The sequence below is a fragment of the Caulobacter sp. GW821-FHT10F06 genome, from assembly GCF_058809215.1.
The window spans coordinates 416,622-428,662 of sequence record NZ_JBXASK010000004.1 but is presented as its reverse complement, the minus strand read 5'-3'; the positions used below and the strand labels follow the sequence as shown (position 1 = coordinate 428,662).

Genomic DNA, 12,041 nt, shown 5'->3' with positions numbered 1-12,041 from the left:
ACGACAGGAGCAGCAAGAGTCGCTGCAGCGCCGACGACCAGCGTCCGCCTGGACGGACCCGGCGATCCCACACGCTCAACCACGCAACCTCCCGGATAGCTTTGCAAGGCGCGAGACATAGCCGAGCCCTTTGCAACCTAGTATCAATCTATGGAGACCTATTGCATATATTGGAATTACGTTTTAGCGTTCGCTCAATCGCCGCAAATGATAGCGGTACCTAGGAGGGGACGCAGGACAATGATCCGTAAAACACGCCTATTCTCTGGCTGCGAAACAGCCATCGCTCTGGTCGCCGCCTCTCTTGTGCCAGCGCTGGCACAGGCTCAGGCCCAAACGCCCGCGAGCACCGACGCCGAGACCGTGACCGAAGTCATCGTCACCGGTTCGCGCCTCGCCGCGCGCGGCTTCCAGGCCCCCACGCCCGTTACGGTGATCGGGGCCGAGGAGATCGGACTGTCGGGCACGCAGAACGTCGAGACGCTGCTCAACGACACGCCGCAGTTCCTGGGCTCGCAGAACAACGGCCCGACCGCCAACACCGTGCCGGGCGGTACGGCGACGCTGAACCTTCGCGGCTTCGGCGCGCAGCGGAACTTAGTGCTGGTCAATGGCCGGCGCTTCACGCTGACCGGTCCGGACCAGACCACCGACATCAACACCGTGCCCGCCGCGCTGATCAAGCGGGTTGAGACGGTCACTGGCGGCTCGTCGGCCGTCTACGGTTCGGACGCCATCACCGGCGTCGTCAACTTCATCATGAAGGACGACTTCCAGGGCGTTGAACTGACCGCCGAGGCCCGCGCCGACACCCACACCAGCACTCCGACCTATACGGCGGACCTGACCTTCGGCAGCAATTTCGGCGATGACCGCGGCAATGTCGTCGTGTCGCTGAACTATCTGGATCGCGGCGGCTATACGCGCGGCGATCGCGGCGGCTGGGCCACGCCCAGCATGGCCGACGGCTGCGTCACCGCCGCCTCCTACAGCAGCACCCGTCCGGGTACGCCGCTGGCGATTCCGGCGGGCCAGACCTGTCTGACGGCCGGCGGTCGTCCGGGCCTGATCTTCGGCGGCAGCGGCACCATTCCCAACGGCCGGTTCGCCAACATCCCGACAGTTGGCTCCTCGGCCTCGAACCCCGGGCTCGACGCGGCGCTGATCGCGGCGGGGCTGGGCGGCATCACCTCGCGTGGCTTCACCTTCAACGACGCGGGAACCGTGGCCCGTCCGGCCGTGACGCCCGGCGACGATTACGACCTGGGCCCGGCGGCCTATCTGGTCATTCCCCAGCGTCGCTGGATGGCCAATTTCTCGGGCCATTACGACTTCAATTCGCGCGTCACCGGCTATGCCGAAGGCCACTACAGCAACAATCGCGTCTCGATGCAGCTGCCGCCCAGCGGCATCGGCGGCAACTTCCTGATCAACACCAACAATCCCTACCTGACGCCGCAGCTGCAGGAAGTGATGCGTCAGCTGGACCTGCGCGAGACCGGGACGACCCGCGTCACCAACGGCACGTCCTCGCTGACGACGACGGCGGGAGACGGTCTGGCCGTGCTCAACGTCAACCGTCGCCTGCCGGACGTCGGCAACCGCACCAACACCGCCGACCGTTCGGCCTTCCGTTCGGCGATCGGCGTGCGCGGCGACCTGGGCAGCGTGTCAGAGGGCTTCCTGCGGAACCTGAAGTACGACGCCTACTACACCTACACCCGCACCACCGACACCAGCATCTCCGGCGGCGCGGCCTCGCTTAGCAAGTTCCAGGCGGGCCTGTTGTCGGTCGGCGGCGCGGCTCCGGTGCTGAACATCTTCGGCGCCAACCTGTCGCCGGCCGGCGCGGCCTCGATCGCGGTCTCGTCGACCAATTACACCGAATCCCAACAGCAGGTCGTCGCCGCCAGCCTGGCCGGCGAGCTGTTCGACACCTGGGCCGGCCCGGTCGACTTCAGCACCGGCGCCGAATACCGCAAGGCCTCGGCGCGGTTCGTGCCGGACAGCTTCCTGGCCTCGGGCGACGTCTCGGGCTTCAACGCCGCCCTGCCGACCAAGGGCTCGGAGTCGGTGAAGGAGATCTACGGCGAAGTGCGCGTGCCCCTGCTGCTGGACTCGCCACTGGGCAAGCGCGCCAGCGCCAACGGCGCTTTCCGCTACTCGGACTATGATCTGGCCGGCGTCGGCGGCGTGTGGACCTATTCGGTCGGCGGCGAATATGCGCCAGTTTCGGATGTCACCCTGCGCGGCCAGTTCCAACACGCCATCCGCGCCCCGAACGTGGGCGAACTGTTCGGCGGCAACACCACCAGCGGCCCTTCGGCGGTCGACCCGTGCTCCAGCCGTCAGCCCACTGCGCAGCAGACGGCCGCGGTGCGGGCGATCTGCGTCGCCACCGGCGTGCCGACCGGCGCGGTGTTCACCCTGGCGGTCCAGCCCAACACCTTCATCAACCAGGTGTCGGGCGGCAATCCCAATGTCGGCCCGGAAAAGTCGGACACCACGACCTTCGGCCTGGTGCTGCAGCCGCGCTTCCTGTCGGGCCTGGCCCTCAGCGTCGACTACTTCAAGATCAACCTCGACGGCGCCATCGCGCCGCTCGGCGGCGGCATCGCGAACACGCTGAGCCTTTGCTACAACACGGTCCAGGACGCCAACAGCGTGTTCTGCAAGGCGATCACCCGTGATCCCCTGACTGGCCAGATCGCCGCGCCCGGCTATGTCACCACCACCAACGGCAACACCGGCGGCCTGAAGACCTCGGGCCTGGATTTCGACGGCAGCTATCGCTTCAACCTCGCCTGGGGTCCGTTCGGCGCCAGCCGGATCGATCTGGGCAGCAACTTCACCTACACCGACGAGTTCACCGCCACCCCGGTGCAGGCGCTGCCCGCGACGAAGAACTACTGCGTCGGCGCCTTCGGTCCCACCTGCGGCCAGCCGATCCCGCGCTGGAAGGGCATGTCGCGCGTCACCTGGCGCTCGGGTCCGGCCACGCTGAGCCTGCGCCACCGCTATATCGGCGAAGTGACGGTCGACACCTATCTGTTGCCCAAGCGCCTGGGCGCGGCGTTCCCCGACAAGGCGACGCTGACCACCCCGGTGATCAAGGCCCAGAGCTACTTCGACCTGACGGGTGGTTACGACGTCACCGAGGACCTGTCGCTGACCGCCGGCGTGCGGAACCTGTTCGACAAGAACCCGCCGATCGTCGGGTCTTCGGCTCCCGCCAACAACACCTTCTCGGCGACCTACGACGTCGAGGGCCGCGTGGTCTACGCCAGCGTGACCGCGCGCTTCTAGCCTTGTTCGCGCGGAGGTCTCCGCGCGATCCACGAACCTCCCCTATGGCCGGCGTGAAAGCGCCGGCCACTTTTTTGCGCGCTGTCGTGAGAGGCCGCGGGCGTTCGATTTGTCGCCGGGGCTATAAGTTATGAGGCCGCCGAGGTCCGCGCGGCCGGCGTCATGCTAAGGGCGAGGCTTCCGACAAAACGCCGATAGCCGAGAAGCCCATGTCCGAGCCGATCGCTCCCGAACGCTACACGCGGGTCGCCGCGCTGCTGCACTGGATCATCGCCGTGCTGATCCTGGCTAATCTCGTGCTGGCGGTCGTCTCCGCCAATTCCGAAGCGATGCTGCACAGGACGGTCCTGAATCTGCACAAGTCGATCGGATTCAGCGTTCTGGTGCTGAGCGTGGTCCGACTGGCCTGGCGGCTCTATTGCCCGCCGCCGGCGGCCTCCGATGGCAACGCCAAATGGGAGCGCGCTGCGGCCTCGGCCGTGCACACAGCGTTCTATTTCATGATGATCCTGATCCCGTTCCTGGGCTGGTGGGTCAGCTCGGCCGCGCCGACCCGGCACGCCATCAACGTCCTGGGCTGGCACGCGCCGTTCCTGCCCGTGATGCAGGGCAAGCAGTTCGCCGGATCGATCATGGGCCTGCACAAGGTGCTGGGTTTCGCCATGGCGGCGCTGCTCGTCCTGCACATCGGCGCAGCGCTCAAGCACAGGTTCGTCAATCGCGACGGCGTGCTGGACCGCATGTCGCTACTGCCGCGCAGGCGCGTCGCGGACTGAGCGCGGTTCGGACAATCAATGATCGCCTCCACCGTTTGAATGGCCCTTGGCGGCCGTGTCCTGAGCATGTTGAAGGCGGACCGCGCGGCGACATCGAATGATCGAGCGCTCGCGGTCTCCGGTTCAGAGGCTCTGGTCCCTGGCGCCGGCGGGAGGTTCGATCGAGTTGGGAGGATAGCGCCCGTGCAGCGGTCCGCGTCGGAACAGGCGTCCGAAAGTCCCTCCTATTTCGATCCGGAGCGCGCGATCTGGCTGTCGCGTCACATCCTGCCGCACGAGCCGGCCCTGCGGTGCTGGCTGCTCAAGCGGCGGCAACTGCCGATCGACATCGACGACCTCATCCAGGAAAGCTACGCCCGCCTATCGAGCCTGCGCTCGGTGGCCCACATCGACCACCCCAAGGCCTATTTCTTCCAGACCGCCCAGTCGCTGATCCTGCGCCAGGCCCGGCGCGCCAAGGTGATATCGATCACCGCCGTCGAGAACCTCGAGGCCGTGGGCCTGGCCGACGAACTGTCGCCAGAACGCCAGGTGGCCGGCCGTGAGGAGCTTCGGCTGCTCAACCAGGCCTTGGCTCTCTTTCCACACAAGCGCCGCGAGGCCTTCCGGATGCGCAAGGTCGAGGGTCTGTCGCAGAAGGAAATCGCCGCCCGCCTGGGGCTTTCGGAAAAGGCCGTCGAGAAGCACGTCGCCAAGGCGGTGAGCCTGCTGATAAATCTCTACGGCCGTGGCGGGAAATCCGGATCTGGCGCATCTATGATGGAGACCATCCGCTCCCGGTTCGCGCGTGACCAGACGAGAGACTAGCCAAGACATCGATCGAACGGCCGCCGGCTGGGTGGCGCGCATCGATCGTGGTCCTCTGACCGACGCCGAGCGCCAGGACCTGGACGCCTGGCTGGGCGGCGACGTGCGCCGTCAGGGCGCCTTCGCGCGGGCCAACGCCGTCATGGCGCGCGCGGACGAGGCGCGGCGAACCACGCTGGAGACGGCCTACGCGGTGCGGGGCGCGAGCATGCGGCGCCGGCGGATTCTGGCCGGCGGGCTGGCGGCGGCCTTCGGCGGCGTCGCCGTCCTGGGCGCGCGGTCGTGGAGCGCGCCGCTGATCCTGAAATCGTCCAAGGGCGAGGTGCGGCGGGTGCCGCTGCCCGACGGCTCGAACGTCACGCTCAACACCGCCTCGCTGGTGAAGGTCCGCTTCTCGCCCCGCGCGCGCGATGTCGAGCTGCTCTCCGGCGAGGCGTTGTTCAATGTCGCGCCGGATCCCGCCAGGCCCTTCACGGTCGAGGCCGGCGACGTGAAGCTGCGGGGCGGCGCCACCAGCTTCGTGGTGCGCAAGGACGACCAGGGCCCAGTGCGCGTAATGGTCAAGTCAGGCCGCATCGAGATGACCTGCAAGGGCGCCCCCGCGCCGTTCGTCGTGGCCGCCAACGCCGCGGCCGTCGGCCCGATCCAAGGCGCTGAAGTCCGGCACGCCATCGCGCCCGTGACCCTCGACGCCGACGAGGTCGCCCGTCGCCTGAGCTGGCAGGACGGGCTGCTGGCGTTCAACGGCGAGACCCTGGGCGAGGCGGCGTCTGAGTTCGCCCGCTACTCGTCGACCCGCATCGTCATCGACGATCCGGCCCTGGCGGCCGAGCCCTTGACCGGACTCTACGCCTCCAGCGATCCCAGCGGCTTCGCGCGGGCGGTGGCGGTGTCGTTCGGCGCGCGCACCGTCAACGGCGACGACGCCGTCCACATCGTCCGCTAAGCCACGCCAAGGGCGTCGCCGCGGCGAAAAACAGTCTCAAGTGAAAAAAGTGCGCCGAAAAAAAGGGGGGAAACATCCCCACGGCGCATCTCTTCCCAAAACAAACGGGCGCCAGCCCAACTAGGGGGAAACGATGAAACGCTATTCACGCATGTTCTGTGGAGCGTCGCTGGCCGTGCTTCTGACGGCCACCAGCGCGGTCGCTCAGGAACGCGCCTTCGACATTCCGAGCGGCCCGGCCGCCAGCGCCATTCCGATGTTCGCGCGCCAGGCGGGCGTTCAGATCATCGCCCCGGCCGCGCGGCTGAAGGGCGTCGTTACGCCCGCCCTGAAGGGCCGCCAGGACGCGCGCGCCGCCCTGAAGACCTTCCTGGCCGGCACGACGCTTGAAGTGGCTTCCGACAACGGCTCGGTCATTATCCTGCGCGAGGCCGGCGCCCGGTCCCCCCAGGGTGACGCGACGCCCGTGAGCTCCGGCGCCGCCGAACCCGGCGCGGCCCTGGCGCAGGCCGACGACGCCGCGTCCGTCACCGAGGTGGTGGTGACCGGCTCGCGCGTCATTCGTAACGGCAACAACAGCCCCAACCCGATCACGGTGGTTCCCGCCGACGATATCCAGCGCGTCCAGCCCACCACCATCGCCGACGGCCTGAACCTGCTTCCGGTGTTCTCCAGCCCGCGCAACCAGTACGGCAATCCGAACGCCGGCGTGGGCGGCGGGGCCGGCGGCAACGCGGCGGCCAACCAGCTGAACCTTCGCAACCTGGGTTCGGTGCGCAACCTGATCCTGTTCGACGGCCATCGCGTGCCGCCGACCTCGGTCAACGGCATCGTCGATGTCGACATGATCCCGCAGATGCTGCTGCAGCGCGTCGACACGGTCACCGGCGGCGTTTCCGCCGTCTACGGCTCCGACGCCGTGACCGGCGTGGTCAACTTCATCACCGACCGCAACTTCAACGGCCTAAAGCTCAACGCCCAGGCCGGGGTGTCCAAGTACAGCGACGCCGAGCAGCAGAGCATCGGCGTCGCGTTCGGCGCGAACATCGGCGAGCGCGGCCACTTCGAGGCCAGCTACGAATATCGCAACGACGAGGGCGTCGCCCGCCGTTCAGATCGTCCGTGGTTCGACCAGCAGAGCGTCAGCGGCGCCGGCACGGCGGCCGCGCCCTACCAGCTCTACAGCGACGTGCACCTGTCGAACTTTCCGTTCGGCGGCAAGATCACCAGCGGTGTGCTGGCCAACCAGTACTTCGCCGCCAATGGCGTGCTCAGCCCGTTCGTGAACGGGACGGCGATCGCAGGCTCGACCTGCTGCCAGGTCGGCGGCGCGGGCGGCTACTACGACTCCTCGCTGAAGGCGCCGCTGGAGAGCCACCAGGCCTATGGCCGGTTCGACTACGACTTGGCCGACAGCGTCCACGCCTATGTGTCGGGAACCTTCAATTCGAAGGAGAACTCGCAGTACCTGACGCCGCCGCTGCTCAGCAACGTGACCATGAGCAGCTCGAACGCCTTCCTGGCCTCGGCCTACCAGACCCAGCTCGCGTCGGCCGGCCAGACCACCTTCGCGTTCAACCGGATGTTCGACCAGGCCGCACGCCTGAACCCGGTCGCCGAGGAACGTCAGTACACGATCAATGCCGGCCTGGACGGCAAGCTGGGCGACTACACCTGGGGCCTGAACTACACCCACGGCTCGGCACGGCTGAAGACCACGCTGAACAACAACCCAAACAACCAGCGCCTGGCTGCGGCCCTGGACGCCGTCGTCAATCCGGCGACCGGCCAGACGGTCTGCTACGCCGCGCTGAGCAACAGCGCCTATTCCAACTGCGTGCCGCTGAACGTGTTCGGGCCGACCTCGGCCAGCGATGCGGCCATGGCCTATATCATGGGCAGCACGCACATGATCGCCAACACCGGCCTGGACGACTTCACGGCCGAGATCGGCGGCTCGCCGTTCGCGACCTGGGCCGGCCCGGTCAACGTCGCCCTGTCGGGCGAGTGGCGCAAGCTGACCTACCACTCGTTCAGCGACGCCCTGCCGACCGACCGCGTCAACTGCGCGGGCCTGCGCTACAACTGCACGGCCAGCCAGACCCTCTACCAGAACACCTTCGCCCAGCGCTCCGAGGTCAGCGACACGGTCAAGGAAGTGGCGGTCGAAGCCGATGTGCCGCTGCTGCGCGACGTCGTCCTGGTCCAGTCGCTGAACATCAACGGCGCGGCCCGCTTCACCGACTACAAGACCAGCGGCGAGTACTGGACCTGGAAGCTGGGCGCCGACTGGCATATCACCGACGCCCTGCGGGTGCGGGCCACGCGGTCGCGAGACATCCGCGCGCCGACGCTCGACGATCTGTTCGCGCCGTCCTCGACCAACGCCCTGACCAACAAGGACGAGCTGACCGGCCTGACCCCGGGCCTGACGGCCGGCACCTCGCCGGTGCCGGGCGTCTCGGCCGGCAATCCCGACCTGACCGCCGAGATTGGTCACACCAGCACGGTGGGCGTGGTCTGGCAGGCTCTGCCGCGCCTCAGCTTCGCGATCGACGCCTACTGGATCAAGATCACCGACGCGATCACCAGCATCCAGGGCTTCAACCCGACCATCCAGAAGGCCTGCTACGACAGCGGCGGCTCCTCGCCGTACTGCGCGCTGCAGACCCGCCCGCTGGGCTACACCAACACCTCGGCGGGCAACCTGGTCACCGGCTGGGTGTCGACGGTCATCAACATCGCCGAGATCGAGACAAACGGCGTCGACTTCGAGGCCAACTTCTCGACCGACCTGGCCGGACACGCCCTGTCGCTGCGCGGCCTGGCCAGCTATCAGCCGCACATCTACTACCGCACGCCGGCCCTGGTGACGATCGACGCCGCCGGCAGCGCCTTCGGCACCAACGGCCTGCAGGCCAGCCCCGAATGGCGGTTGACCGGCTTCCTGCGCTACGCGGTCACCGACAGCCTGACGGTCGACCTGCTGCAACGCTGGAGAAGCTCGCTCACCCACAGCGCCGACCCGACCCAGGTGTGGCTGAACAACTACGTCAAGCCGTTCCAGACCACGAACCTGAACCTGACGTTCAAGCCCAAGGATGCGTTCGGGAACGCCGAGTACTTCCTGAACATCCAGAACCTGTTCGACGCCGATCCGCCGCCCACGGCCTTCTTCGGCGCCGCCACCATCCCGGGCCAGTTCGGCGGTTTCGCCATCGGCGACGATCCGACCGGCCGCTACGTCACGATCGGCGCGCGGATGAAGTTCTAATCCTCCCCCCGGAACGTTTCGCCTTCCGGGTCCTGCCCCGAGGCGACGGTTTCAAGGCGCGCCGCAAGCGCGTCCCGATCGTCGCCTCGGACTTTTTTGCTTTAGGCCGGACGCGCAGTCGCCCCGGCCGAACGAGGACGGTTTCGATGCTTGGACTTCGCGCGGGCGTGGCGATCGCCGCCTTGCTGGCCCTGACGCCCGCCAGCGGCTGGGCCCAGTCGGCTCCCTCGATCGGCCACGCGCCGGCCCTGCTGACCGAGATCCTTCCGGCGCGCGGCGGCGCGAGCCTGACCGTGACGACGCCGGCCTTCGCGAACGGCGCCGACATGCCGATCGACAACACCCAATACGGCTCCAACCGCTTTCCGGGCCTGGCCTGGAGCAAGGGACCGGCCGGCACGCGATCCTATGTGGCGGTGATGCAGGGCAAGGTCGCATCGGGCACGACCATCCACCTGACCCTGTTCAACATCCCGGCCAAGGTCACGACCCTGCCGGCTGGCCTGGAGACGCCGCCGGCGGGCGCGGTCTACGGCGTCAACGTGCATGGCGCCAACCAGCCCTATGCGGGGCCGCACACGCACGGAAACGGCAAGCAGCCCTACCTGCTGCAGGTCTTCGCGCTCGACACCGTCCTGGCCAACGATCCGACGCTGAGCTTCGAGGCCCTGACCCAGGCCATGAAGGGCCACGTCCTGGCAAGCGGCGCGGTGACGGGCCTGGCGGCCAAGCCGGTGTCGATCGCCTCGGCGCGCGTCGAAACCGGAGCGCTGTCCGGCGCGGACGGGCGCGACGCCGGTGTCACCGTCTTCAAGGGCATTCCCTACGCCGCGCCCCCGGTCGGCCCGCTGCGCTTCCGTCCGCCTGAACCGCCCGCCGCCTGGGAGGGTGTGCGCAAGGCCGAAAGCTTCGGTGCGCTCTGCCCGCAGCTGCAGGGCGGCGGCCCGCCGCTGACTGCGCCGATGGACGAGGACTGCCTGACCGCCAACGTCTGGACCGGCGCGGCCTCGGCGTCCGAGAAGCGGCCGGTTCTGGTCTGGATCTATGGCGGCGGCTTCCTGAACGGCACGGGCGCCAATCCCGAGTTCGACGGCGAGGGCCTGGCCCGCAAAGGCTTGGTCGTCGTCACCTTCAACTACCGTCTCGGCGCGCTGGGCTTCCTGGCGACGCCCGAGCTCAGCGCCGAGTCCGGCCACGGCGCGTCGGGCAATTACGGCCTGCTCGACGACATCGCGCTGCTCAAGTGGGTCCAGCGCAACATCGCCGCATTCGGCGGCGATCCCGACCAAGTGACAATTGCCGGCCAGTCGGCGGGCGCCGGATCGGTGGGCTTCCTGTCGATGTCGCCGCTGGCCAAGGGCCTCTTCAAGCGCGCCATCGCCCAGAGCCATTCGCGCTATCCCCGCGATCCGGACCTGCGCTTCCTGTCGGTGTCCTACCGCCAGAAGGCGGCGGCCGAGGCGGCCGGCGCGGCCTATGCCAGCGCCCATGGCGCGAGCACCGTCGCCGAGTTGCGCGCCATGCCCTGGCAGAAGCTGATCGAGGGCAGCGACACGGTCGAGACCAGTGTCGACACCCGCACCACCGGCAAGCCGCCGCTGTTCCGGCCGGTGCAGGACGGCTGGGTCATTCCCAGCACCTATGACGCCGCCTTGGCGAACCACGCCTTCAACGATGTCGTGGTGATGACCGGCAACAATCGCGACGAGACCGGCGCGGTCCCGACGACCGCCTTCGCCGGCCTGCGCGCCCGGTCCGGTCCGCCGCGCGCCGGCATGCCCCAGGTCAGTGTCCGGCTGGCCGACTACGTCCAGGCCGCGCGCGGCAAGTACGGCTCGCTGACCGATGAGTTCCTGCGGCTCTATCCGGCCACCACCGACGAGGAAGCCGCCTTGGCCAGCAACGCGGCCGCCTACGACAACAACCGCGTCTCGACCTATCTGTGGGCGACCGAGCGGGCCAAGGGCTCCAAGCAGGCGATCTACACCTACTGGTGGGCGCACGCCCCGCCCGGACCGGGCCACGACATGCGCGGGGCCTATCACGGTTCGGAGATCAACTACGTCTTCGGCAACCTCTACGCTACCGACCTGCCGTGGACGGAGGAAGACCGCGCTGTCGCCGACCGCATGTCGTCCTACTGGGCCAACATCATCAAGCGGGGCGATCCGAACGGCGAGGGCCTGCCGGCCTGGCGGCCCTTCGACCCTGCCGCCCACACCGTCATGAAACTGGGCGAGGACTGGAAGCCGGTGTCCGTCGCCGCCAGCCCGGCGAAGCTCGACTTCTGGCGCCGCTTCTACGCCACCCAGGACGCCTGGTGACCCACTCTCGATCCGAACGGAGACGACCATGCTGAAGTCGCTGGCCCTGGCGGCCCTCCTGCTCGCGCCCCTGGCGGCCCACGCCCAGGCGATCGAGCACCCGCAAGGCCACACCGGCGCGGTGGTCGCCTACAGCGATACCGACGTCACCCTGCGCGAGAAGGACGACAAGGTCGTCGTCGTGGCCATGACCAAGGGCTGGACGGTGGCCACGGCCCACACGATCCCGGCCGACGCCATCAAGCCCGGCGACTTCGTGGCAACGATCAACGCCGATGTCGACGCCACGACCGGGCGGGCCAACGAGCTGCGCCTGTTCGAGCCGGGCTACCGGCCGGAGGTCGGCACCCACGCCATGCCCCAGCCCGCCACCTCGATCACCCACGGCACGGTCAAGGCCGTGAGCAGGACCAACGCCGGGTTGACGCTGGACGTCGCCTATCCGGGCGGCGGTCGCCTGATCCAGGTTCCGGCGGACCTGAAGGTCATAGCCTACGACCTGCACGATCGCGCCTTCGCCAAGCCCGGCGTGACCGCCACGGCCGTGACCCGCCGCGACGCCGACGGCGTCTGGCGCGCCGGCCGTATCGTGGTGCAGGACTAGGGTG

At 68.3% G+C, this 12,041-nt stretch carries 7 protein-coding genes; all 7 read left to right on the top strand.

Annotated elements, in window-relative coordinates; genetic code table 11:
• Positions 1–363: 363 nt before the first annotated feature.
• The 7 genes from AC1RUS_RS11375 (at position 364) to AC1RUS_RS11345 (ending at position 12,037) form a co-directional block, all read left to right on the top strand.
• Positions 364–3,306 carry a TonB-dependent receptor domain-containing protein gene (locus tag AC1RUS_RS11375; RefSeq protein ID WP_492916065.1) on the top strand — a complete coding sequence of 981 codons (2,943 nt, stop codon included), beginning with the start codon at positions 364–366 and terminating at the stop codon, positions 3,304–3,306.
• A 209-nt stretch (positions 3,307–3,515) separates the two neighbouring features.
• Entirely contained in the window at positions 3,516–4,082 is a 567-nt protein-coding gene (locus AC1RUS_RS11370; protein WP_492916063.1) for a cytochrome b, read from the top strand.
• 183 nt (positions 4,083–4,265) lie between these two features.
• Positions 4,266–4,889, top strand: coding sequence for an RNA polymerase sigma factor (locus tag AC1RUS_RS11365; RefSeq protein ID WP_492916061.1), 624 nt, complete (start codon positions 4,266–4,268; stop codon positions 4,887–4,889).
• Entirely contained in the window at positions 4,870–5,835 is a 966-nt protein-coding gene (locus AC1RUS_RS11360) for a FecR family protein (protein ID WP_492916060.1), read from the top strand. The genes AC1RUS_RS11365 and AC1RUS_RS11360 overlap by 20 nt, the downstream gene beginning before the upstream one ends.
• Before the next feature lie 133 nt (positions 5,836–5,968).
• Positions 5,969–9,109, top strand: coding sequence for a TonB-dependent receptor (locus AC1RUS_RS11355; RefSeq protein WP_492916058.1), 3,141 nt, complete (start codon positions 5,969–5,971; stop codon positions 9,107–9,109).
• Between the two features lie 146 nt (positions 9,110–9,255).
• The gene (locus AC1RUS_RS11350) at positions 9,256–11,433 is read left to right on the top strand and encodes a carboxylesterase family protein (protein ID WP_492916056.1); all 2,178 of its coding nucleotides are present in this window, start codon (positions 9,256–9,258) and stop codon (positions 11,431–11,433) included.
• A gap of 28 nt (positions 11,434–11,461) precedes the next feature.
• A complete protein-coding gene (locus tag AC1RUS_RS11345; RefSeq protein WP_492916054.1) occupies positions 11,462–12,037 on the top strand; it encodes a hypothetical protein in 576 nt (191 codons plus the stop codon).
• Positions 12,038–12,041: the final 4 nt, after the last annotated feature.

What these genes read in the sequence shown, in the direction of transcription:
- AC1RUS_RS11370 (WP_492916063.1), top strand. Translation starts at nt 3,516, where the DNA reads ATGTCCGAGCCGATCGCTCCCGAACGCTACACGCGGGTCGCCGCGCTG.
- AC1RUS_RS11355 (WP_492916058.1), top strand. Translation starts at nt 5,969, where the DNA reads ATGAAACGCTATTCACGCATGTTCTGTGGAGCGTCGCTGGCCGTGCTT.
- AC1RUS_RS11350 (WP_492916056.1), top strand. Translation starts at nt 9,256, where the DNA reads ATGCTTGGACTTCGCGCGGGCGTGGCGATCGCCGCCTTGCTGGCCCTG.
- AC1RUS_RS11345 (WP_492916054.1), top strand. Translation starts at nt 11,462, where the DNA reads ATGCTGAAGTCGCTGGCCCTGGCGGCCCTCCTGCTCGCGCCCCTGGCG.